Origin of the sequence: Cyclobacterium xiamenense, assembly GCF_009467825.1 — a bacterium.
Lineage (GTDB): Bacteria > Bacteroidota > Bacteroidia > Cytophagales > Cyclobacteriaceae > Cyclobacterium > Cyclobacterium xiamenense.
Map to the genome: position 1 here is coordinate 158,580 of NZ_WIOK01000012.1, position 24,015 is coordinate 182,594.

At 50.3% G+C, this 24,015-nt stretch carries 21 protein-coding genes and 1 tRNA gene; 12 read left to right on the forward strand and 10 right to left on the reverse strand.

The window, feature by feature from the left end; genetic code table 11:
* Positions 1-102 precede the first annotated feature (102 nt).
* Together GCU44_RS11330 and GCU44_RS11335 are read right to left on the reverse strand one after the other, a co-directional pair.
* Entirely contained in the window at positions 103-3,513 is a 3,411-nt protein-coding gene (locus GCU44_RS11330) for a DUF1080 domain-containing protein (RefSeq protein ID WP_154856502.1), read from the reverse strand.
* Positions 3,514-3,545: 32 nt separating this feature from the next.
* Positions 3,546-4,811, reverse strand: coding sequence for a Gfo/Idh/MocA family oxidoreductase (locus GCU44_RS11335; protein WP_154856503.1), 1,266 nt, complete (start codon positions 4,809-4,811; stop codon positions 3,546-3,548).
* A gap of 169 nt (positions 4,812-4,980) precedes the next feature.
* On the opposite strand from GCU44_RS11335, the gene GCU44_RS11340 reads away from it, so the two are divergent.
* Both GCU44_RS11340 and GCU44_RS11345 read left to right on the forward strand, forming a co-directional pair.
* A complete protein-coding gene (locus GCU44_RS11340; RefSeq protein WP_143057508.1) occupies positions 4,981-5,211 on the forward strand; it encodes a hypothetical protein in 231 nt (76 codons plus the stop codon).
* 12 nt (positions 5,212-5,223) lie between these two features.
* The gene (locus GCU44_RS11345) at positions 5,224-5,478 is read left to right on the forward strand and encodes a DUF7218 family protein (RefSeq protein ID WP_092167967.1); all 255 of its coding nucleotides are present in this window, start codon (positions 5,224-5,226) and stop codon (positions 5,476-5,478) included.
* Between the two features lie 6 nt (positions 5,479-5,484).
* On the opposite strand, the gene GCU44_RS11350 is transcribed toward GCU44_RS11345, so the two are convergent.
* From GCU44_RS11350 to dnaG, 6 genes are all read right to left on the reverse strand, one after another.
* Positions 5,485-5,727, reverse strand: a complete 243-nt coding sequence (locus GCU44_RS11350; RefSeq protein WP_206670829.1) for a hypothetical protein — start codon at positions 5,725-5,727, stop codon at positions 5,485-5,487.
* 55 nt (positions 5,728-5,782) lie between these two features.
* Positions 5,783-6,286 carry a VOC family protein gene (locus GCU44_RS11355; RefSeq protein WP_154856504.1) on the reverse strand — a complete coding sequence of 168 codons (504 nt, stop codon included), beginning with the start codon at positions 6,284-6,286 and terminating at the stop codon, positions 5,783-5,785.
* Positions 6,287-6,368: 82 nt separating this feature from the next.
* The gene (gene surE / locus GCU44_RS11360) at positions 6,369-7,160 is read right to left on the reverse strand and encodes a 5'/3'-nucleotidase SurE (protein WP_092167975.1); all 792 of its coding nucleotides are present in this window, start codon (positions 7,158-7,160) and stop codon (positions 6,369-6,371) included.
* Positions 7,160-7,810, reverse strand: coding sequence for a hypothetical protein (locus tag GCU44_RS11365; RefSeq protein ID WP_154856505.1), 651 nt, complete (start codon positions 7,808-7,810; stop codon positions 7,160-7,162). The genes surE and GCU44_RS11365 overlap by 1 nt, the downstream gene beginning before the upstream one ends.
* A 78-nt stretch (positions 7,811-7,888) precedes the next feature.
* Positions 7,889-9,115 (reverse strand): bifunctional 3,4-dihydroxy-2-butanone-4-phosphate synthase/GTP cyclohydrolase II, encoded by a 1,227-nt coding sequence (locus GCU44_RS11370; protein ID WP_092167980.1) that lies wholly within the window; start codon positions 9,113-9,115, stop codon positions 7,889-7,891.
* A gap of 78 nt (positions 9,116-9,193) precedes the next feature.
* Positions 9,194-11,125 (reverse strand): DNA primase, encoded by a 1,932-nt coding sequence (gene dnaG, locus GCU44_RS11375; protein WP_154856506.1) that lies wholly within the window; start codon positions 11,123-11,125, stop codon positions 9,194-9,196.
* A gap of 183 nt (positions 11,126-11,308) precedes the next feature.
* On the opposite strand from dnaG, the gene GCU44_RS11380 reads away from it, so the two are divergent.
* The 6 genes from GCU44_RS11380 to GCU44_RS11405 all read left to right on the forward strand — a co-directional run bounded on the left by GCU44_RS11380 (position 11,309) and on the right by GCU44_RS11405 (position 18,791).
* Positions 11,309-12,406 carry an Mrp/NBP35 family ATP-binding protein gene (locus GCU44_RS11380; protein WP_092167986.1) on the forward strand — a complete coding sequence of 366 codons (1,098 nt, stop codon included), beginning with the start codon at positions 11,309-11,311 and terminating at the stop codon, positions 12,404-12,406.
* 3 nt (positions 12,407-12,409) lie between these two features.
* Positions 12,410-12,658, forward strand: coding sequence for a NifU family protein (locus tag GCU44_RS11385; protein WP_154856507.1), 249 nt, complete (start codon positions 12,410-12,412; stop codon positions 12,656-12,658).
* A 13-nt stretch (positions 12,659-12,671) separates the two neighbouring features.
* On the forward strand, positions 12,672-15,725 hold the full coding sequence (locus tag GCU44_RS11390) for a M43 family zinc metalloprotease (RefSeq protein WP_161993926.1): 3,054 nt from the start codon (positions 12,672-12,674) through the stop codon (positions 15,723-15,725).
* Between the two features lie 142 nt (positions 15,726-15,867).
* Positions 15,868-16,644 carry a PASTA domain-containing protein gene (locus GCU44_RS11395; protein WP_154856509.1) on the forward strand — a complete coding sequence of 259 codons (777 nt, stop codon included), beginning with the start codon at positions 15,868-15,870 and terminating at the stop codon, positions 16,642-16,644.
* Positions 16,641-18,479: a T9SS type A sorting domain-containing protein gene (locus GCU44_RS11400; RefSeq protein ID WP_154856510.1), complete on the forward strand. Its 1,839-nt coding sequence runs from the start codon at positions 16,641-16,643 to the stop codon at positions 18,477-18,479. The genes GCU44_RS11395 and GCU44_RS11400 overlap by 4 nt, the downstream gene beginning before the upstream one ends.
* A 3-nt stretch (positions 18,480-18,482) precedes the next feature.
* Positions 18,483-18,791, forward strand: a complete 309-nt coding sequence (locus GCU44_RS11405; RefSeq protein WP_092167997.1) for a rhodanese-like domain-containing protein — start codon at positions 18,483-18,485, stop codon at positions 18,789-18,791.
* Positions 18,792-18,960: 169 nt separating this feature from the next.
* Here GCU44_RS11405 and GCU44_RS11410 read toward each other — a convergent pair whose 3' ends face one another.
* Entirely contained in the window at positions 18,961-20,070 is a 1,110-nt protein-coding gene (locus GCU44_RS11410; RefSeq protein WP_154856511.1) for a site-2 protease family protein, read from the reverse strand.
* On the reverse strand, positions 20,063-20,695 hold the full coding sequence (locus GCU44_RS11415; RefSeq protein WP_092168003.1) for an HAD family hydrolase: 633 nt from the start codon (positions 20,693-20,695) through the stop codon (positions 20,063-20,065). Before GCU44_RS11415 ends, GCU44_RS11410 begins: the two co-directional genes overlap by 8 nt.
* A 123-nt stretch (positions 20,696-20,818) precedes the next feature.
* Between GCU44_RS11415 and GCU44_RS11420 the strand changes: the two genes are divergently transcribed.
* The 4 genes from GCU44_RS11420 (at position 20,819) to GCU44_RS11440 (ending at position 23,933) form a co-directional block, all read left to right on the forward strand.
* Positions 20,819-20,892, forward strand: a tRNA-Ile gene (locus GCU44_RS11420).
* A gap of 772 nt (positions 20,893-21,664) precedes the next feature.
* Positions 21,665-22,249: a transposase gene (locus tag GCU44_RS11430; RefSeq protein WP_154856513.1), complete on the forward strand. Its 585-nt coding sequence runs from the start codon at positions 21,665-21,667 to the stop codon at positions 22,247-22,249.
* Positions 22,250-22,270: 21 nt separating this feature from the next.
* Entirely contained in the window at positions 22,271-22,594 is a 324-nt protein-coding gene (locus GCU44_RS11435) for an AlbA family DNA-binding domain-containing protein (RefSeq protein ID WP_262885318.1), read from the forward strand.
* A 586-nt stretch (positions 22,595-23,180) separates the two neighbouring features.
* Complete coding sequence (locus GCU44_RS11440) at positions 23,181-23,933, forward strand: serine hydrolase domain-containing protein (RefSeq protein WP_161993927.1); 753 nt, start codon at positions 23,181-23,183, stop codon at positions 23,931-23,933.
* Positions 23,934-24,015 lie beyond the last annotated feature (82 nt).

Sequence of the window (24,015 nt, forward strand, 5' to 3'; positions counted from 1 at the left end):
GCGGATTCGGGATACAAGGTAGTGTAGTGTGTGTGGAAGTGGTAAAAAAAAGAGGCTGCCTCCTAAAGAAACAACCTCTTGTTTGTGGTGATAAATGGGTAGTTAAAGCGCTTTCACGCGGATGTTTTTGAAGAATACCACATCTCCATGGCCCAGGAAGCCGATGTGTCCTTTGTCCCGCAAAAGTCCCGGATGCTCCCTGCCGTCAAGGGTGCCGTTTTTCTTGGCCTCGGCGATGTTTACATCCAATATGTTCGTTCCGTTCAGAATGACCTGTATGCGGTCTCCTTGTACGATCACTTCTTGATAGTTCCATTCGCCCACCGGTTTTTGGTGGCCCTTGGTAGCGGCGGCTACACCGTAGAGGGAACCGTGGTATTGGTATTCTTTCAGTTGACTGTAGATTTCAGCCGTATCGTCCAGAATTTGCAATTCCATGCCCACGTAGGCTGCGTCTCCTTCCAGAGGCGCCCGGATTCCCAGGCCATTATTGGCACCCGGAGTGAGCTTAAATTCAAAGCGGAAGACAAAATCCCCGTATTCTTTTTCGGTCAGTAGGTTGCCACTGCCGCCCCTATCCGGATAAATCGCCAATACACCGTTATCTACCACGTAGTCGGTCTTATTACCGGTCCACTTGTCCAGATCGTTTCCGTCAAACAGTACCTCAAATCCGGCTTCTTTTTCCTCTTCACTTAGTTCGAAGGTAGGTGCTCCCGTTAGCTCCCGGATGTAGATGTCCCGGTAGGCCACATAGGTGCCGTGTGCTTGCAATTCCAATTGCCCTTCGGGAAAAATCGCTTGCTCGCGGTCCCAGTAGTTTTCCAGAGGGACCTCATCCACCACCCGTTCGCCATTGAGAAAAACGGTTACTTTTTCCCCCTGCATGCGAATATGAAAGGTATTCCATTCGCCCACCGGATTGTCCGCCACCTGTAGGGGTTTGCTGGGGTAGGTTTGGTTGTTGTACAGGCCGCCGGAACCTACTTCTGCGCCCACGTCGGTACGGGCGGTATCCCATATTTGAACCTGAGGTGTGCCTCTCAGGTAAAGGCCCGCATCGCCGTCTTCCGTTATTTTCCAGTCCACAAACAACTCAAAATCGCCAAAGTCTTTGGTGGTGGCGATGTTTTGTCCTTCTCCGGTAAAAATCAATAGGCCGTCCTCGGCTTTCCAACCGTTTTCCATGATTTCGTCCGCCTTCGCCTGCTCTCGCGCAAGCGTGCGCTCGTTCATTTCTGCACGCTTGATGGGGTTGCTGAATACGCCTTTCCATCCGTCCAGGTTTTCTCCGTTGAACAGGGAATAGTAGCCTTTGCCCTCCGGCATCTCGTCCAGGTATTTCTGTAGCGAGGTTTTGTAATACTGGCTGTCCTGCCCGCTGATAACGGCAATGGTTTTCGATACGATCGCCCGCACCTTGTCTCCGTAGATTTCCTCGTTATTCAGCACGATGTTCATCACCGCTCTGGCAGCAGATTGCTGGTAGGCGGCTTGTTCCTGGTAATCGGCGGCTACCAACAAGGCCTGAAGGGTGGGGTAGTTGCCCAATTGTCCCAGGGCTGCGAGCACCGTTTCATCGGATTGGGCGAGGGCCAGGGCATTGCGGAGCATCAGTACCTTTTGGGTGGCTGTTGCTTCCACGGCGGGTATCAGGCGAATGAACCCCATCAGGGCTTCTTCACGCAACGCGGCATTTTCTGCTTGCCGGGCAATGTGAAGCAGGGCCACGTTGGCGGCTGCATCGTCGGCCTGATTCAGCGCAGCTACCACGGCTGCCTGCCGGGAGGGATTTCCGGTCTCGTAAATCGATTGCAACTTATCCAGGGCTACCTTTCCGCCGGTTTTTGCCAGCACTTTGTACAGGTAGGCTTGTTTGTCTGCAGGAAGTTGCGGCAACAGGTCCATCGCCCAGCGCGTTTCCGCGGCAGGATCGTCCTTCTGTGCATTGGCTACAATGATGGCTTCCTGGATTTTTTCCAGATTGGCAGGATTTTGTTCATTCCGTAACAAGCCCACCAACGCATCCAGGTCTCCCGGGCTGGCCATATCGGCAAGGGCCGAAAGTGCCGCTTCCTTCACACCTTGATTTGCATCCGCTGTGGCCTCAAACACGACACCTACCTGCGCTTCAGCTGCGCGTGACGCCAGCAATCCGATCAACTGAATTTTTGTCGCTGCAGATGCATCGGGAATTCGATCGGCAATCGCGGCAGGTACCTGCGCACCTTTCATGGTTTTCAATGCAGTGAGTAAGGTTTCGGTCTCCGCTTCGTTCCCGGTCGCTTCCAATCGATCGAGTAGGGGCTCCAGCGCCAGCTCGTCGCCGGCAGTTACCAGCGCAGGAATGGTGGCCATCCGCACTTCCTCGTTATCACTACTCAGGTAAGGCAGCAGGGCCTGGGCCACGGCCGGGTCTTTCACCTGCCCCATTCTTCGGATGAGTGCTGCTTTCGCTTCCGGTGTTCCTTTTTCCAGGGTGGTTTTCCAGGTATCCAGGTCGGCTACCAACGTTTCATCCGTCAACAGGCTCAATGCGGTTCCCCGGAATCGGGGATGGGCATCCAAGGCTGCCTCGGACAACAGGTCGCTGCTTTTTTCCGGCTGTAGCTGGACCATGAGGCCCAGTGCACCGGCTTTGGTATGGAACTGATCGCTGGTGTTGGTTTTTTTATAGACTTTTTTCGCCAGTTTTAGCGCTGTTTTTGTTTCTCCAGTTTCTGCAAGCCCCGCGATGTAGCCCAGGTATTCTCCAGAGGCATTGCTGGGATCGTAGGTGAAACCCGCATTTTCCGCCGCTGCGTAGAGCACCTTTGCGCTACGAGGATCGGCGATTTGGGAAAGGGCATACAGCGCCACTTTTTTCAATTCCGGATTGGAAGAGCTGGCATAGGGAGTGATTTCATCCAAGGCCTCGGGGCTGGAGAAACTTCCCAGCGCTTCGATGAAATCGGCCTTTTTTGCATCCGAATCGGTGGCGCTCAAAGCCAGGACCAGGGCACGTTCAGCAGATTCCGATCCAATATTGGCCATAACCCGGGCTGCGGTGCCCGAGAGGCGATCGTCTTGCAAATAGGGCTCCACATAAGGGGTGGCATCCTCTTTTCCGATCCATTTAAATTGCGTCAGCAGGAAATTCTTCGCTTCCGGGTCCTCCAGTTGGTCCAGGGCTTTCCCATAGGCTTGTACGGCCATGCGGGCCAGGTTTTCCCGGGACGGGTCGCTGGCATAAAACGCAAAGCCTGCCAGCGCGTATTCCAGTTTTTCGTTGATTGAACCCGGTTTCAGTAGTAAGGCCATCTGGGAAATTCCTTCTGTACCCAGATCTTCCATCTGCTGCATGGCGTTTTGCATTTCCTGCGCATTGGCTGCAGGAAACCGATTGAGCAGGTCGGCGATTTTGGTGGCGGTGGTCCGTCCCTGGTCCAGTTGATTTTGCGCCAGGCTGAAAAATACCTGCCCGAGGACCAGGCTTACTACCAGGGCTATGTTTAGAATGGGGTGTTTTTGCATCGTTCTGATTATTCCTTTAAGATGAGTTGCATTTAGATGGTATACGGCGCACGCATGGGTTGATCGATCAGGCGGTTGGCGCCTTCGTCGTTGATAAACTCCTGCTTTTCCGGATCAAACTCCAGACTTCTGCCCAGGCGAAGGGCGACCAGGCCCATGTTTACCAATGTACAGGAACGGTGCCCGTTCTGCTCGTTCAGTGCAAATTTCTTGCGGTTTTTCACGGCATCCACAAAGTCCGTCACCTGCGGTGCCGGATCGGGAAACTGTGCCAGCTTGCGCTCCATATTGGGGATATCCGATTTGAATCCCCGATAAAGTTTTCCTTCGGGCCCTTCGATATAGGGGGCTTCGGTGGTTCCCTCTCCGTCCAGTATAATCTGGCAACCGTCGGCATAGGTATAGGTGATTTTTCGCCAGGTGCCCACCGCATCCGGGTGCTGCTGGGGTGCATCGATTTCCACCTTCACCGGGTTGGTATCGTCCTTGCCCAGGAAATACTGAATGGGGTCCATGTAATGCTGGCCCATGTCTCCCAGACCGCCTCCGTCATAATCCCAATAGCCGCGGAAGGTGCCGTGGGTACGGTGCTCGTGGTAGGGCTTGAAGGGAGCAGGTCCCAGCCAGCGATCGTAATCCAGTTCCGTGGGGACCGGCATGGTATCCAGTCCGGTGCGTCCTACCCAATAAAACTTCCAGTCAAACCCCGTAAGTTTCCCCACGGTTACTTTCAATGGCCAGCCCAACATACCGGAATCCACCAGCTTTTTGATGTTTTTTACTTCGGTATTCATGCCGTAAAAATTGGCATCAAACCGAAACCAGGTATTCAAGCGAAAGATATTTCCGTGCTGTTTGATGGCTTCCACAACTTTTTTTCCTTCGCCGATGGTGCGGGTCATGGGTTTTTCACACCAAATGTCCTTGCCTTCGCGTGCAGCGTCCACGGCCATGATCCCGTGCCAGTGTGGGGGTGTGGCAATATGAACAATATCCACTTCGGGTAACTGAATCAGTTCCCGGTAATCCGAGAACGTTTTTACGCCCTGGCCCAAGGTTTCCTGTGCGATGCCAATGTGACGCGTATCTACGTCGCAAATGGCCACGGTCTTGGTACCTGCGTAGTTGAAATGGCCTCTTCCCATACCGCCTACCCCAATGATTCCTTTGGTCAGGTGGTCACTGGGTGCCAGGTATCCGTTGCCTAACACGTGTCGGGGGACAATGCTGATGCCTCCCAGCGCCAAAAGACTTCCTTTTAGAAAGCTTCTTCTGGATTTTTTTGAATTATCGCTCATATTTCTATAAAATTTTTTCGAACTATTGCTACGTGAATATATTTCCTTGGGAAAGGATAAGCAAATAAAATGGTACTTCAGGTAAAATTTTCCTGTGAAATAATCCATTGTGGTCGTTTTGGAATGGTTTTGGATTACAAAAGGGCAGAAGAAACAGAAAAATAATCCCATGATGACGAAAAAGAATAAAAAAGAGCAACCCGAAAATTTCGAAGACAATAGTTTTCAACGAGCCCAGGAGGAGGCCAGGGACGGCAAGGAAGCCCCTGCCGGCAAGGCTTCCAGCGAAACCGAATCCACCGAAAAAACAAAAAAAGCAACAGACGAACTGATGCGCGCCAAGGAAGCCGATAAGGAATGGAGCAGTGAAAGCGATCGGTTCAGAAGAGACAACGCCTAAACAAAAAAAGCCATGTCAGCCGACAAACGCCCCCAAATCAAAAACGAAGAACAGTACGAAGCCCTGAAAGAACAGGGATATAGCAAGGAAAAGGCCGCCAGAATCGCCAATACTCCGGATCATGTAGCGGGTAAAAAAGGAGGTGCCGCTCCACCTTACGAAGAATGGACGCGCGAGGAGCTTTACGAGAAAGCCCGTGAAATCGGGTTATCTGGAATCAGCAAGCTTCGAAAAAACGAATTGATTGAGCGGCTAAGGAACCACTGATCGGGTCTATTCTTCTTGTTCCCGCTCGGCTTTTCTTTTTTTGATCGCCCTTCTCCAAAAAAAATACAGGACGATCACCAAAGCCGGAAGGATGATAAAAATAATCAGGTTGCTGGTATCGCTTAGGTCCACTGGCCCCCGCGGCTGGGGTATGTCGGGCTGCATTTGGGCAAAGGAAGGAGCGTAGGCAAGCAGAGAAAGCAGACCGGTCAGTACTAGGGATGGTTTTAGGTGCGGTGTACGTATCATGTACTAATCGGAACAAATAACAGGCCAAAAACGGAAATCGCTACCGGATTTTCGCTCAGGTCAACTCCCGTAGCAAGCCATTTAGGTCTAGTTTGCTGGTATACATTTCCAGGGAGCCATCCACTTTTTTGGGCCATTGATTTGTAGGCCGGTCCCAATACAATTCAACGCCATTTTTGTCCGGGTCGTCCAGGTACAGTGCCTCCGAAACCCCATGATCAGCCGCCCCCGTGAGTGGGTAATCCGCCTGAAGCAGGCGATGAAGGATCCTGGCAAGGTCCCTTCGGCTAGGGTAGAGAATGGCTATGTGAAACAGGCCGGAGCTGTTTTTGGGAGCAGCTGTTCCATTTTTGCTGAACCAGGTGTTTAGCCCGATGTGGTGGTGGTATCCACCGGCCGAGATAAAAGCTGCGTCTTCACCATAGGTGCTTGTCAGTTCAAAGCCCAGAAGTCCGCAGTAGAATTCTAGAGAGCGGTCCAAATCCGCTACTTTTAAGTGCACGTGTCCGATACGGGTGCCTTCGGGAACGGTGTAGGAATGGTCGGGATCGGCTTCCAATTGGTTTTCTTAATTTTTTGTTTCCGAAAATTTTCAGGACGGCACGTACATGCGGAGCGAAAGGATTTGTTATCGATCGGAATTAAATACTGGTTTTAAGTCCTTCCCAATCCCAGTCGTCGTTTATCTGCGCGATGGCATGATGGGCGGTCATATCAAACTGGCAGGGAACCACGGCGGCGAAATTATTAGCGATGGCCCATTCGTCGTTATCCTCTCCTTTGTCAAAATTGACGAAATTTCCCGCCATCCAGAAATATTTCCGGCCATTGGGGTCGTACCGTTCTTCGAAATCCTCTTGCCATTTGGCACGTGCCTGTCGGCAGATTTTGATCCCTTTGAGCGCCTCGTTTCGTTTTGGCGGAAAATTCACGTTTAGGGCCACGCCTTTGGGTATACCGAATTCGAGAACCTGCTTTGCTATCTGGTACACGTAATTCTCCACATGCGAAAAATCCGCTTGCGAACTGTAATCGCACAGACTGAAGCCAATGGAGGGGTAGCCCTCAATGGCTCCTTCAATGGCCGCCGACATGGTACCGGAATACAGCACGCTGATGGAAGTGTTGCTTCCGTGATTGATCCCGCTCACAATCAGGTCGGGTTTCTTGTCCTTCAATACATAGTGTTTGGCCAGTTTGACGCAATCTGCGGGAGTCCCGCTGGACTTATAGGCCAACACATCCTGAAAAATTTCTTCCTCCGACAGGCGGAGGGTGTTTCCAATGGTGATGGCGTGTCCCATGCCCGATTGGGGGCTGTCCGGGGCTACGACCACGACCTCACCCAACTGCTTCATTACGTCTACGAGTACCCGAATTCCCCGGGAGGTGATCCCATCGTCATTGGAAACCAAGATTAGCGGTTTTGTCATTAAGAATTTTCTTTTATTTGATTGTAATAGGCTGTTATTCGGAGCAAATCTCCACGCTTGTCGTGCGAAAGCCTGTTTTTTCTCATGTAAAGCTTCACCTCGGCGGAGTGGTCATCCATAAAATCGTTGAACAACTCCCGCTTTTTCTGGCTATATCGGTAGATTTTTTGATCCCGAAGAAAGAAATACTCGAAGTCCAGCCGGTTGAAGCCCATTCCCATGGGCATTCCCCACATGGGATTCATGTACATGCCTCGCATGCCCATGGTATTGAAATTGCGGTTATCGACTGTGATAAATTCCCGGCAGAGTAGGGTAATATCTTCTCCCTCCGTAAGCAATTCGAAGAAAATCGGTGTTTTGTAGTCGGAGTTTAGCGCATAAGGCAGGCTGTAGAAGACCCGGATACCCCCATAGATTTCATCGAAAATCTCAAAATGACTGATGGAGGCCGAACTAAAGGTTTCTATCACATTCGACTGCACCTGCACGATATTCGCTTCCAGGTCGTACTTTACTTTTCCCTCATGGATTCCCCCGGAGCTTAGAAATACTTTGCCGTCGTGCCAGACCTGTGAAGGAAACTCTTGCGCAAAGGCGCTAAAGGAAATCAGTACCAGTAGTAACAATGTATAGATGGCTCGTTTCATGACTGTGTTGATTTTTGTTTCTACCCCTGATACGTAATTGTTGTGCGGTTTGTTGAATGGTTTCGACCAAAAGTCGGCTCACTCTTTCGTGTTCGAGAGAATTTGGTGCCCCATTTTATCCCGCTTGGTTCGCAGGTACCGTTCGTTATGCGGATTGGAGTTGATCTCCAGTGGCACGGTATCCACGATTTCCAGCCCGTATCCGGATAGGCCCACGCGCTTGGTGGGGTTGTTGGTAATCAGTTTGATTTTGCTCACACCCAGATCGCGAAGTATCTGCGCACCTACCCCGTAATCCCGCTTATCCATGGGGAAGCCCAGGGCCAGGTTGGCCTGCACGGTATCCATGCCTTCTTCCTGCAACTTATACGCTTTTAGCTTATTGATCAGCCCGATTCCCCGTCCCTCCTGATTCATGTACAGGACCAGGCCCTTGCCGTTTGCTTCCACCATCTTCATGGCTTGATGCAGTTGCGGACCGCAATCGCAGCGGCAGGAACCGAAAATATCCCCGGTAATGCAGGAGGAATGCACCCGGACCATGACGGTCTCGTCGGGTTCCCATTTACCTTTGATCAGGGCCATGTGAATCTCGTCGGTATTGGTCTGTCGGAAGGCGATGAGGTCAAAATCCCCCCATTCCGTGGGCATTTCCACGCCGATTTCCCGCTTGATCAGCGATTCGTGTTTGAGTCGGTACGCAATCAGGTCCTTGATGGAGATCAGCTTTAGGTTAAATTTTTTGGCCACTTCTACCAGATCCGGCAGTCGCGCCATGCTCCCATCCTCGTTCATGATTTCCACCAGTACACCTGCTGGTTGCAGGCCTGCCATGCGTGCCAGGTCAATGGCCGCCTCCGTATGGCCGGTCCGCCGCAATACGCCGCCTCTCTTCGCTTTCAGCGGGAAAATATGGCCGGGTTTTCCCAGTTCTTCCGGCTTGATAGTCGGATCAATCAGGGCTTTGATGGTTTTGGAACGGTCGCTGGCAGAAATCCCGGTAGAGCAGCCATGTCCAATCAGGTCCACGGAAACGGTGAACGGTGTCTCGAAGGTGGCGGTATTGGTGCCCACCATCAGATCCAGACCCAATTCTTCGCAGCGGTCCTCAATTAGCGGTGCACAAATCAGACCCCTGCCGTGGGTGGCCATGAAATTGATGATCTCCGGGGTGGCCATCTCGGCCGCACACACAAAATCTCCTTCGTTTTCCCGGTCTTCATCGTCCACGACAATGATGATCTCTCCATTTTTTATGGCATCTATGGCGTCCTCGATCGGATCTAATTGGATGGTATCGTTCATTTTATTTGTTCTATGCGATAAATCAAGTTGCAAAATTACGATTAATTATTTTCTTAACCGTTTTTACAAAATTTTAGTTTAGTTTTTGGAAGGAATCACGTTTCCCAGTTCCCGATCAATTTTGGTCGTTAACTGGGTGATTTCCATGTGAATTCGTAGCAATTCCTCCACATCGGAATCCCCGGCAACTTTGATTTTTTCTTGCACTTCCAGGCGCATTTTTTTTAGGTAGGCACTCTTGAGTCGCAGGGAAGTACGGTAGGTGGTTGCCGACAAATCGTCGGTTTCCCGGTGGGTGAATATCTGATGCCGCGACTCCCAATTCGTGGATATTTCCCGGCTTTGGGCAATCATGTCCACCACGGTTTGTTTGATTTCGGCGTCCTGGATTTTCAGAAAATGGTCAAATTTGGGCAAAATGCCCTGAAGCAGGGCCTGTTTGTAATGCTGCAGTAGTTTTTGGTACACCGGGGTGGCGAATTCCAGTTCCCTGATTTCCTCCAGCAGGTACTCGCATACATGCATTTCGTCGGAAACTTTCTCGAAGCCGTAGTTGATCAGAATGCGGATTAGTTCCCGCTCTTCCTTCTGCTGCCTGGGGACCGGTTTTTCCTCCCGTTCCGGGTCTACCGGTAAAAGTTCCTCCACCGGCGTGGTGGGGTGTTCGCGCGACTGTCCGGAAGCCTTCTGATGGGTTTTTAGCAGCTGCCGATTGAGCTCGGCCAGCAGGAGGTCCTCCTCCATGGACAGCAAGCGAGCCGATTCCCGGGCATAGACGGAGCGAGTGATGGGATCCGGTATGCGCGCGATGCTGCCCACTACCTGCCGGATGGCTTCCGCTCTTTTGATCGGATCGTTGGCGGCGTCCCGGGTAAAAAAATCGATTTTAAACTGTATAAAATCCTTGGCCTGGGTTTCGATAAATCGGCGGAAATCGGCGGAACCTTTTTTCCGGGCAAAGCTGTCCGGGTCTTCCCCGTCCGGAAATACCACCGTTTTTACGTTCAGTCCCCCCTCCAACAAGAGGTCGACTCCCCGCAGGGAGGCCTGAATACCGGCAGCGTCTCCGTCATACAGGACCGTTACGTTATCGGTAAACCGTTTGATCAGCTTGATCTGGCTTTCGGTCAGTGACGTCCCCGAGGAGGCGGCCACATTTTCGATCCCGGAGAGGTGCATGGAAATCACATCCGTGTAGCCTTCCACCAGGTAGCAATTGTCCTCCTGCCGAATGGCCTGTTTGGCCTGGAAAATCCCGTACAGCACATCGCTTTTGTGGTAGATGGCCGTTTCGGGAGAATTGATGTACTTGGGTTGTTTTTTGTCCTGGGTCAGGATTCGGGCGCCAAAGGCGATGGGTTTGCCACTCAGGTTGTGGATGGGGAATACCACCCGCCCGCGGAATCGGTCGTAGTAGTTGCCGGGGTTGTTTTCTCTTTCCAGAATGAGGCCGGCTTTTAGCAGAATTCCGGTTTCAAACCCGGATTTTTTGGCCTGTACCAGCAGCCGATCCCAACTGTCCAGGGCATAGCCCAGTTGAAATTTCTCGATAATGGCCGGCGTAAATCCCCGCTCTTTGAAATAACTCAGACCGATGGACTGCCCTTCTTCGGTATCCAGGTTTTGCTGAAAAAATTCACGGGCAAAGTTCAGGGCGATGAATAGGCTTTCTTTCTCGTTGTAGGCCTGTATGGCCTCCGGGTCGGCGTTGTTGCTTTCCTCCTCGATTTCTATTCCGTATTTGGTGGCCAGGTGCCGGATGGCTTCTACAAAACCGATCCCTTCGATGTCCATGATGAATTGGATGGGATCGCCGGCTTTTCCACAGCCAAAGCACTTGTAGATTTGTTTGGCCGGAGAGACCGAAAAGGAAGGAGTTTTTTCCTGATGAAACGGGCAGCAAGCCCACAGGTTTTGCCCTTTCTTCTTTAGGGTAACGTAATCGTTGACCACCTCTTCGATGTCAACGCGTTCCCTGACTTTTTCGGTGGTATCATTGGAAATGGCCATAGGTAACGATCAATCTACAAAGATAGGGTTAATCGGCGAAAGATGGTAGGAACCTATCTTTTCCCAAAAAGAAACTATTTTCTACCGGCTAAAGTTGAGGTAACGAAGGAGGTATTACCTCCGGTTTTAATTTTAATAAACGGCAGATTAACCCTAAATTGCAGCCAAATCAATAAAACAGGAATGACCCTTTCTAAAGAAAACATACTAAAAGCGTTAGCAACGGTAGAAGATCCGGATTTGAAAAAGGATTTGGTTACGCTGGGAATGATTCAGGACCTGGAAATTACGGCTGATCAGACCATCCGCTTTAAGGTGGTATTGACCACCCCAGCCTGTCCCCTGAAAGAGCTTATTCGGATGAATTGCGAAGAGGCGCTGAAAAAGGCCTTTGGAGATGCGGTGGCGACCGATATATTCATGACTTCAAATGTCACCACTGTTCGGGACAATGCCCCGCTTTTGCCCAAGGTAAGGAATATCATTGCGGTAGCCTCTGGCAAAGGGGGTGTGGGAAAGAGTACCTGCTCATCCAACCTGGCCGTTTCGCTGGCCCGATCGGGTGCCCGGGTTGGCTTGATCGACGCCGATATCTTTGGACCTTCCGTGCCCACCATGTTTAATGTAGAGGGCGAACAACCCGCGATAAAACAAGAGAACGGAAAAAACGTTATCCTACCCATAGAGCAGTATGGAGTCAAATTGATGTCCATCGGGTTTCTGACGCCGGCAGAGAGTGCCGTGGTGTGGAGAGGACCCATGGCCAGTTCGGCATTGAAGCAGTTTATTGGTGATGTGGAATGGGGAGAACTGGATTACCTGTTGATTGATTTGCCGCCGGGTACCTCGGATATTCACCTGACCATGGTGCAGACCGTGCCGGTGACGGGTGCGGTAATCGTGACTACCCCGCAAAAAGTAGCCCTGGCGGATGCCACCAAGGCGCTGACCATGTTTCAACAGGCCCAGATCAACGTTCCGGTTTTAGGAGTTGTGGAAAATATGGCTTATTTTACACCCGCAGAGTTGCCGGACAATAAGTATTACATTTTCGGTGAAGGTGGCGGTAAACGACTGGCAGATAAATACAAGGTGCCCTATCTGGGTGAAATCCCCCTGGTACAGGGCATTCGGGAAAGTGGCGATAGCGGGTATCCTGCCGTGATGAAAGAAGGGTTGATTGGGGAGGCCTTCGGCCAATTTGCCGAAAATGTGGCCCGGCAGGTAGCGATCCGGAATGCGGAAATGAGTAAAACAGAGGTAGTACAGATAAAAGTATAGATAATGCTGGAACAATATAAAGATCAAATCGAGCTTGCGTTGGATACGATCAGGCCCTATTTGGAAGCGGATGGAGGGAATGTCAGGGTAATCGGGCTTTCGTCCGACATGGTTTTGCAGCTCGAATTGACCGGCGCTTGCAGTTCCTGCCCCATGTCCACCATGACTCTAAAAGCGGGCGTCGAGGAGGCCATCAAGAAAGCCATACCGGAAATCACCAAAGTGGAAGCGGTTAATGTTGAAGTGGCCTGATGCGGATCCTGTAATGGTAACAAAAAACATTCAAGCACTGATACGGATTGCGGTATCAGTGCTATTCTTTTTTCTGGGGTATGCAGGTCTGGTTTCCGGGCAGGGCTTCCCCTCCCCGCCGGATGCACACGTTCATTCGGAGCGTTGCGGGGCTGTTTTTATCGAAAAAAAGCAAGCCGATAAGCTGGGCTATTTTGGCTCTAGGGTCTACTTTGAAGGCTGGCTGGATGCCAAAAAAGAGCAACTCAGCGAGCTTTCCCGGAACAGTCGCCGACAGTCCGAGGGACTCCGGCAGATTCCCGTCGTCATCCACGTGATTCACAAGGGAGAGTCGGTGGGATCGGGTACCAACATCACCGAAGCACAGATTCTGGATCAACTCCGAATCATCAACGAAGACTTTCAACAACAAAACCCGGATTTTTCCAACACGCCCACCGAATTTTTAGGCGTGGCAGCCAGTCCCAACCTGGAGTTTGTGCTGGCCAAACAACGGCCCGATGGCCTGCCTACCAATGGCATCAACCGGGTACAAGGACCCAAGGACGAATACAGTTCCCGGGATGCCGCCTTGGTCGCCGACATGGTGTCCTGGCCTCCGGAAGAATACCTAAACATCTGGGTGCTTCCCCTGGTGCCCACCCAGTTGGGCTATGCCAGTTTTCCCGTTTCTGACGAATTGGAAGGGCTGACCAATCCGCCTACCTTTCGGGAAATGGATGGAATCGGGATCGATACCTTCCATTTCGGTAGCCTGGGAAACGTTACGGAAAGTTCCAGGGGACGGACCGCTACCCATGAGTTGGGCCATTTTTTTGGCCTGCGGCATATTTGGGGAGACGGGGGTTGTGAAGTAGACGATTTTGTCGCAGATACACCTCTGCAGAACGGATTCAATGCCGTTTGCTCGCCCACTCCCCGGGAAACCTGCAATTCCCGGGATATGGTAGAGAATTTCATGGATTATACCCCCGACCGCTGCATGAGTTTGTTTACAGCCGGTCAGGTAGAACGCATGGAGGTGGTGTTGGCCTTTAGTCCGCGTAGAAATTCCCTACTTACCAGCCGTGCCCTGCAGGAGCCGGAAATGCTCGATTTGGATTTGGCACTTGAAAAATTCCTCTCTCCAGTGGGCTTTAACTGCTCCGAAGAGGTCCCCACCAAGGTGCGCGTGCTCAATACCGGATTGACCACCATAACGTCAGTCGCGTTGGAATTGGCCTTGAACGGGCAGGTGTTGATCAGTCAGACCTTTGCCGTAAATCTGGCATCGGAGGAACAGGCGGACCTTACGTTCGACCCCGTACTTTTCCCGGGGCTGGAAAACAATCTGGAGGTCAGCATCGCTCAGGTAAATGGCCGTACAGACGGCAATCCGTTTAATAACCGCATTCAGACCAACGCGCGGTTGGTTCGCGAAGAAAATTTACCCTATGCCTATCCGGGGCACCTTGCCCAAACGGGCTGGGACATCCTGAATCCCGATAATTCCATCACCTGGCAACCTATTCGCCGCCTGCTGGACGGAACGCAGCAGGAACTGTTTTATGTCAACAGCTTTAATTACAACGGAAGCGGGGAGCTGGACTACTTGATCAGCCCGCGGTTTGACCTGACGAATCTTCCCCGGCCACAGCTGTCCTTTGAAATGGCCTATGCACCCTACGATAACCCAACCCTTCAGGAAAGCCTTCTGGTGGCCATTTCTACCGATTGCGGCAATACCTTTGATCTGTTGTCAGCGGCATATAATAAAACCGCCGAAAGCCTGGCCACTCAGCCAGAGACCCTCAGTGAATTTGTTCCGAGTAATTCCGGGCAGTTTCGGAAGGAGATCATTAACCTGTCTCCCTACGCAGGCAATCCGGACGTGCGGATCGCCTTTGTTTCCATCAACGGCTTTGGAAATAACCTGTACATCAAAGACATTCGCGTGGAGCCGGAGGAGATTTTCACCTACGAATTTGAACTGACCTCCCTGCAAAATCCCCTGCCCGTGGTAGGTCGGGATCAGGGAAGGGAACGGCTCGTTGTGCAAAATGTCGGGAACCTTGATATCGAACGGTTTCGGCTAGTCCGTACGACCAATATCAGCTCCACCGACACCCTGGTGGTAGAGGAGGAGCTACCGGCGGGCACTTCGGCCACCGTAACATTGCCCAATGATAACCGGCTACGCCTGGGGCTAAACCGTCTGGACTATGTCTTACGTGATCCCAATTTTGATCAAAACCAACCGGCGGCCGACGAGCTGCGGCACTACCTGGTGTTTGATAGCACCCGGGTACGCAGTCCCTGGCGGGCGAATTTTGACCGGCCGGAGCAGTTTGAGGACTGGGTAAGCATCAATCCGGAATCGAATCAATTGGCTTGGGAGCCCTATACGGAAAGCAACGGAGAAAGCGAATTGCTGGTACTTACCCGGATGGAGCCGGACAATACCTATTGGCTGGCTTCACCTCAGTTTTCCCTGGCAGGAACTTCCCGTGCCAGCCTGTTTTTTGACTGGGCAGGGTCCGGGCTCGCCCAACAAGAAGGGTCCCTTTCCGTGTGGCTCAGCACGAACGGGGGCCTAAGCGGAATTCAGATCTGGGAGCAGAACGGCAATGCTCTGCAAACGCTTCCCGGCCCATCGGGAGTTTTTCCGGAATCGAAGGATTCCTTTGAGTCGGCCTTTATCAACCTGAATGACTATGCAGGACTGGAGGATTTACGTGTGTATTTCAAGGTGGAAGGCGTGCGACGTCCGGAATCCGTGCTGTACCTGGACGATATCGAACTGTTTCTATCAGATAATCCGCAGCCGGTGGTGCCGGATTCCGATGAGGTGTTGCTTTATCCCAATCCGGCAAACGAGGTGTTCAATCTGGCATTCAACCTGGAAGACTACGAGGAGCTACGGGTACAGATTTACACCACTTCCGGGCAATTGGCCTACGATAACTTGTTTCCCAACACCCTCAACCAAACCTACTCGTTTAGCAAGGCGCTGTTGAGTCCGGGATTCTTTGTTGTGAAGATTACCGGAGACCGCTGGACCCAGGTAAAAAGATTGCTTATTCAATGATACCAAACCGTCGAAACGCACGTTTTATCGTAAAAATACCCGCTTTATCCTACTTCTTCTAAAATTATAGCTGTAATTTGCCGCTACTTAGGAATCAATCCGGGAAGCCGATTGGCCGTACCGGGACACAAGGTGTACTACGATGAGTGAATTAAAAACAGGATTAAAAAAAATAGGCATGCACCTATTGATCATCATGGGGATCGCATTTGCCCTCTTGCTGGTGTTTTTTAAAATCTATTTGCCGGGATACACCCACCACGGTGAATCCGTAACGGTGCCCGATCTGGAGGGTTTTGACTACGAGGAGGTGCGGTCCTACCTGGAAGGCAGGGGACTCTTGCTGGAAATCGAGCCCGACAGTGGTTTTGTGGCCGAGGCCGAACCCCTGGAGGTGCTGAAGCAGAACCCAAAACCCGGGTCCAAAGTCAAGCAGGACCGGAAAATCTACGTGACACTCAATGCCAGAAATGCCCCCATGGTTCGCATGCCCAATCTGGTCAACACCCCACTGAAGAATGCACAGGAAATCCTGGCAAATTTTGGCCTGGTCCGGGGAGACATCGTGTACGTGCCGGACATCGGTCTGAACGCCGTATTGGAGCAAAAATACCGGGGAAGGGAGATCAAAGAAGGTTTTGAGATTCCCAAAGGCTCGCAAATAGATTTGGTGGTCGGGGATGGACTAGGCAATCAAATTTTGGAAATGCCCAATATCATCGGAATGGACGATGTGGAAGCCGAATTCCTGATTCTTGGCTCAGGCCTGAGCATGGGGACCATCAATTACGTCGAAACAGACACCGTACCCAAGGGGACGGTCATCAAGCAATTGCCTCCTCCCGGACTGGACATGAAGACCGGTGAGCGGGTGGATGTGTGGGTGTCCAAACTTACCGATGAATTAACGATTGAATGACCGCTAACGGAATCCTCGGTTCTTGCTGCCTCGTGTTGCTAGGCCTGGTGCTTCAGCAGGAAGCCCTGGCGCAATTTCGCCAATTGCCCCTGGCACCCGGCAATCCGCAGGAACTGCCCGATAAGCGCACGATGCGGACGCAAGAGGTTTCTCTGAACTTGCCCTTTTGGGACGATTTTTCCAGCGGCAGTTTGTCGGAGGAAAAGTGGGAAACCAAGGGTGCTTTTCCTTCCTACAGCATCGGCATCAATCCCCCCTCGCTGGGCGTGGTGTATTTGGATGGGGTAGATGCCGGCGGCAACCCCTATTCCCGAAACGCATTGGAAAACGGAGAGGGCGATGCCCTGACATCCCATCCCATCGATTTGAGCGGGATCAGTGTTGCCGATGAAGGCAGCGTGTACCTGAGTTTTTTTTGGCAGGCAGGCGGCAGGGGAGAACATCCGGATGCGCAGGATGCCCTGGTCTTGTCCTTTCTGGATGCACAGGGTGACTGGGTACCTGTCTGGACCCAACAGGGCGGAGAGGATCTCTCCGATACGGAATTTGCACAGGAGATCCTTCCCGTACCGCCCGCGTACCAGCATGCGGATTTCCGGTTCAAATTCAGCCAAACCGGCCGCCTGTCCGGTCCATTTGATACCTGGGTGCTCGATTACGTATTTCTCAACAAAGGTAGAAATGCGCAGGACCTGTTTCGAAGCGACCGGGCACTGACCCGGCTACCCGGCAGCCCTTTTGCGCCCTATTACGCCATTCCCCATTTTGAATTTACGGCAGATCAGGTTTCCGGAAGGGTGGAAAGCCAGTTTAAGAACCTGACCAACCGCTTCCGGGCCATGGAGTTCACGGTGGAGTTGCGGGAGTTGGTCTCGGGGCGGCTGATTGCCCGGCCGGACCAAAACAGCCCGATAAATCCCGTGCCTCAGGCGCTGGAACGCAGGGATTTTTTCAGCAGCTTGTCCGAGGAACTCGAATTACTGACCGACAGCCCCTTTGACCTGGAGGTACAGGTGCAGCTTTCGGCGGGAGACGGGTTTTTGGTGGAGTCCATTACCGGCGAAGACACCGTGTTTCAGGAAACGGTGGATTTCCGAATAAACGATACCAGCCGCATGGTCATTCCCTTTCGGGATTTTTATGCCTATGACGATGGTTCGGCAGATTACGCGGCGGGAATCAATCAGCGGGGCGGCATGCTGGCCCTGCAGTACCGGGCACTGAATCCGGGTCGCTTGACCGGGGTCAGTATAAAATTTACCAATGCCCAGCAACGGGGCAACGGTATCGAATTGATGGTTTGGGATTCCCTGGAAAACCAGCCCCTGCTGCGGCAGGAGGTGGTCATTCCCGCGGAGGCTGGCCCGGATGGCTTTGCCTTTTTTCCCATCGATACCACGGTACTGGTGGAAGATACGTTTTACGTAGGATATACCCAATTTTCCAACGACTACCTGCACCTGGGCCTGGACAAAAGCGGGGATACCGGCGAGCGGATCTTTTACAACGTGTTGGGTGCCTGGCAGCAAAACGAAGAGGTACGCGGCAACCTGATGATTCGGCCGCATCTGAGTACGGAATTGCTTCCGGACGATCCCGGGGTAGCCGACCCGGAAGTCCGCCTGTATCCCAATCCCGTATCGGAGCGCCTGTGGATTCAGGGAGAGGTACAGGATGTGGCTGTTTACGATTTTCAGGGAAGGGAGATAAAAATTCCACAGGAAGGGGATAAAAATGGGAAAATGCTTACTTTTACAGCTGTCCAAAAGGGACTGTATCTGATCAAATACACGCAGGGTACCCGCGTGGTTACCGAGCGTATAATCGTTAAATAAGCAATGAAAGATATAGAAGTAGACGAATTAAAAGAACGGCTGGATAAGAACGAAAAATTTGTGTTCATCGATGTGCGGGAGGCCTACGAATACGAGGAAGACAACCTCGGCGCCTGGCTGATACCGCTGGCCCAGCTGCCGCACAAGTTGGCCGAATTGGAGCCCCACAAAGAAGAAGAGATCATCATCCACTGCCGTTCGGGTGCCAGAAGTGGCAATGCCAAGCAATTTCTCGAAAGCAAAGGTTTTCCGAAAGTACGGAACGTGTTGGGGGGAATTTTGGCGTATCGGGAATTGGAGGAAGAGGACTGAAATTTCGCGAGTTCGCATTTCCAGTGTAGCGCAGGGCTGCTACGGTCCAACAAGGTCCAGGAACAAATCTTAACGCCAGAAACGTACCTAAAAATCTGATCGTAAGCAAATCCCCCTTTTTTTAAAGGGGGCAAGGGGGATTTTTTCAAGCATTTTAACTATATAACCATTACTCGATCATGAAAGGTTTGGGGATAAAGCAAAGGATAAAAATCACGATAGCAATCCATCCCAGGATTTTTCTGTTTTGGTCCAAAGGTCGGCCATCCGGTACTTCTGGATGATTAATTCCCAATACCCTGCCAATTAGAAAGGCAAACAACAACCATCCGGAATAGCCCTGAATACCCGGATAAAAACTAGCCAGGGTGTACTGAATCGCGGCCATTCCCAAAGCGATTATCCATTGGTTGGTATTCGAAATTCCTGCTTTTCGAAAACATATATAAAGAAAGCCGATGTAAAGAGGAAGGGCAAAAATCAGGTAATTCAGATCCTCGTATGGGCTTACCACGCCCAGTCCGGCAAAAAACAAAAACAGGGTATAGGCGATCAGGGACAGTTCCTTGTGCTGTTTGGGAAAGATCCCAAAGACCACGTGCCCTCCATCCAGTTGCCCGATGGGCAGCAGGTTAATGGCCGTAAAGAACAGGGCCAGGTAGCCGGCAAACAAGTAGGGGTAATGGATCACCTCGGCCATTTCCGGCATTTTTTCCGGGTCAGCCAGGGTTTCCTGCATCAGCCAAAACAAGAGGTTGTAGCCCAGTTCCAGGTCCATCACATTTTCATCGGCCGCTTTGTCGTAGTTGGGATCGGCGTATTCGGGGTGGATTTCGTAGATATAGGAAGCCTCCGGCAGGTGGGTAAATCCATAGGCCAATACGGCGATGGCCAGTACAAAGCCCGCCAGGGGTCCGGCCACGCCGATGTCGAAAAACTTTTTACGGCTGCTGACCAGGCTTTTCATCTGAATTACGGCGCCGAAGGTCCCGATAGAGGGGGCGCCGATAAATCCCAGCCAGGCTGGAATAAAGAAAGGGAGGGAAGACCGTACCCGGTGGTAGATGGACGTCAGCAAATGCCCGAGTTCGTGTACCAGCAAGATGCCCAGAAAGGGGATGGAAAATTCGAGGGAGCGCAGGAAGTAGGGCCAGGTGAGGGGTTTTTCGCTGGAGAGTATGCTTCGTCCAAACAGCCATTCCCCTCCGGCGAGGGTGGTGGCGACCAAGGTTAAAAGAAAAAGGATTCCGTGTTTTAGGTAGTCTTTGGTGCTATACATGTTGTTGGAAAAAATGGATCAGCGCTTTTGGATGGTCGATGTGGTGGGTTTGTATGCCAACCTTCTCCGCTCCCAAAAGGTTTTCTTTCAAGTCATCAAAAAACAGGCATGCTTCCGGTTTGGCGCCCATGGTTTGCAGCACCGATTGGTAGATGGCTTCCCCCGGTTTGCGCAGGCCCATTTCGTGGCTTAAAAACAAGTGATCGAAGAGCTGCGGCCAGGTGTTTTCGGGGAGTTTTTGTAAAAAAACCTGTTCCACTACTTTAAAATGGATGGAATTGGTATTGCTCAGCAGGTACAGGGGGTAGCGTTGTTTGAGTTGCAGTAGCAGGGCGATGCGTTCCTGCGGGATATCCACGAGCAGGCTGTTCCAGACCTCGTCGATCCAGGTATCTTCCCAGTCGGCGGAGAAGTAGTCCCGCACCCCGTTTCGGAAGCCCGGCTCGTCGATTTTGCCGGTTTCCAGGTCCATGTGGATGGGGGAGACCATAAACTCCCTGACCAGGGGATGTTTGTCGGCCGGCAGTCGGGTGTAGAGTTTGTCAAAGGTTCGTTGGTAGTCAATATCGTAGATCACATTTCCCAGGTCAAAGATCAAATGTTGGATTTCCGGACGGTTTTTCATGCAGGTATAAGTTGTGAAATTAAAATCAAATATGTAACATTGCAGTCCCAAAAGCAAGGCAAAACCGACGAAAAGGCGCTGGATTTGTTGCGGGAACAAGTAGCAGCAAGTAGTTGCTAGATCGGGCCTATAGCTCAGTTGGTTAGAGCTTCTGACTCATAATCAGGAGGTCCCTGGTTCGAGCCCAGGTGGGCCCACGATAATGTGATTATCAGCTAGTCACTAGATTTTGGTGCAGATTTTGTGCAAAGTCACCAAGATACTTTAGGGAGTTTAGTCCTGTCAGCTTCAACTGGCAGGGCTTTTTTATTACAGATCAAGGGAACTAACCAGGTGTTGAAAATTTAACTGGTGGAGATAGAGAAATCGGCACTCACTTGCCAAATGTGGAGGTATCCATTGTGAGGCAGAACCTTCCTGCCTTCAACCTGTTACACAAGTAATATTTTATCCGTTGCAACGCTCAACTTTTTGACCTATATTCACCATTTAAGGCACATTTATACTTGCTCGGAGGCTAAAGGCTTATGCTCCGTAAGCTAAATAGACTGCTTTTTGGCCGTCGCTCGGGCAGAATTCGTATTTTTAAAAAATGACAAAGACGTAAATGGCAAAAAAAAACAAAGGATCCACTGACGAAACAACCAGTAGGCCAACTGGAAGCGTCGCTCTGGAAATCCGCAGACAAGCTTCGCAAAAACATTGACGCTGCTGGTACTACGTAAAGTATGATAACGTGAGATCATTGGATAGCGGTTCAGCACAGTCACAAATCACAACAGGAGACTTAAATAATTATAAAATATTAGTTCCTTCTCTGCAGGTACAAAGAGTATTTGCGATGAAAGAGAAAGCAATTCATAACTAGTTGAGAACGAACGAATAATACAGTTTTAAACTCAAGGAGGTTGAATCCACGATTCTTTCAAAAATGACCAAAGTTGAAGCTGAAAAAGAGAGGGAGGTGGTATGAAATACAAGCCCAACATCCACCATCGCAGGTCTATCCGGTTAAAAGGGTACGATTACAGCCGGGAGGGTTTGTATTTTATTACAATATGTTGTCAGGACAGGATTTGCCGTTTTGGGTATATTGAGAATGATGAGATGCAATTAAACGAATTCGGGCAAATTGCATACGATGAATGGATGAAATTATCCGAACGGTTTAACAATATGCAAATAGATGTTTTCCAAATTATGCCCAATCATATTCACGGGATCATATCGTTGCATACCCCCACCGTAGGGGCAGGGTTTACCCCTGCCCAAAATGCCAGGCAACCGCAAATCATTGATTGGGAATCATACAATGATGGGCAACCGCGAGGGATTGCCCCTACGGTATCGGATATTGTTGGTGCATATAAATCATTGGTCGCCAATGGTTGTTTGGATATTTATAAATCAAAAAACGAAACAATGGGAACATTGTGGCAACGCAATTATTACGACCACATTATCCGAAATGAAAATTCATATCGTAACATTACCGAATACATCATAAACAACCCGGCCAATTGGGGTAAAGACAAATTCTATCAAAGACAATAATACCTGCCCGAAACCAATCGCATAGAATACAAAGCCCAACTAACCAAAGACCTGGATTTGGAAAAAGAGGTGTTGGCCTTTCTGAATTACCGGGAAGGAGGATTGATCTATTTTGGCATTGATAAAACGGGAAAGGTATTGGGTGTTCCGGATACCGATGGGGATGCCCTGAAAATTAAAGACCGCATCAAGAATAATATTGCTCCATCTGCCATGGGTCTATTTGACGTGGTGGAAGAAGAAAGGGAAGGCAAGGAGATCCTCAAAGTCATAGTCGCCAGCGGTAGTGAAAAACCCTATTTCAAAAAGAAGTACGGTATGAAGTTATCGCTGAAGGAGCGTTGAATGAACAGACAAGTACCAATGCAGAACAATGGGAAGAATTATAAAAGAATTACTATGGGAATTAAAGAACAGTTGAAAGAGGAACGGGACAAAATAGTCAAAGGCCTGGAGGAGACTTATAGAAAGCTTGTCGAATTCAAAAAGCAAAAGAAAAGTCCGATGATCGTGGTAAGGAACGGGGAAATTGTAGCGGTTGACCCAAATGAAATACAACCTACTACATTGTATAAGCGTAATGCGGGGTAATTGCTACGGAATAAAAGTATGGAAATAATTCAGCTAAACTATTGGAAAAGGAAGGACTTGTATACTACGTTTATTAACTACAACGAACTTCCCTGAAGCAAGAAGCCACACCAGCAATACCCCGACCTTTTTTTTCGATCATTGGAAATCGATCCAATCATGAATATTCCTATATTCACAGTGACAACAGCCTGACGAGCTCCCGATGCATCGGAGCAGGCAGTGCGAAGGCAGACTTTCGCGGACAGCCTGTCCCGTTTTTTTCGGACGTTTCGTGGGAAGGTGGGGGGTGAAAACTCCCTGCCTGATCCGATTAGCTACCACCAGTCCAAAATTACCTATGAATAAGATTCTCTTCATTATTTTAATGTTCTTTGCGATCAATGGTTTTGGACAAAAACTAAATGACCGGCACATTTCGATCGTTTTGGACTCCATACGGCAGGTGAATAATATTGAAGGCCTTCAGGTGGTAATTGTCTCAAAGGATAGTATCTTGTATCAGGAAAGTTTTGGAAGAAAAAAAGGGGGGCATCAAGCGATTGACAATACATCCATTTTCTGTGTTTCATCTATTACCAAGAGCTTTACCAGTTTGGGTATAATGAAGCTTGTAGAACGTGGAAAAATAAACCTACAAGACAAAGTCAAAGATATTGCGCGCGAAATTTCGTTTGAAAACCCCTGGGAAGAAACACATCCGCTTAAAGTGGTTCATTTATTGGAACATACCACAGGTTGGTCAGATGTACTCTTTTCCCAGTACGCTGCCGACCGAAACAAGCTATCGATTCTGGAACAAGCCAATGATTTTCCAGGCTCAAGAGTGTGTAAGTACCCTCCCGGTCAATTCTTTTCTTATCAAAATACGGGTCCTACTGTTGCCGAGTATCTGATTGAAAAAATATCTGGAACAGCGTATGAGGAATTCATTCAAAATGAAATTCTCGATCCGTTGAAAATGCACGATTCCTCCTTTAATCCAGCATCGGTATTTCATAAAGATAAGCTAGCCATAGAGGATAATGCGCCTTATCGCTTGATTGTTGACGTGCCGTCCGGAGGGATGTTCACCACAATGCTATTAAGTTAAGCTTTTTGGTTTATTTTTCTGGTTTCAAAATTGAATAATTTTGATTTTTAGCTTCCCTTTCTTGGCTCTTTATTAAGCTAGG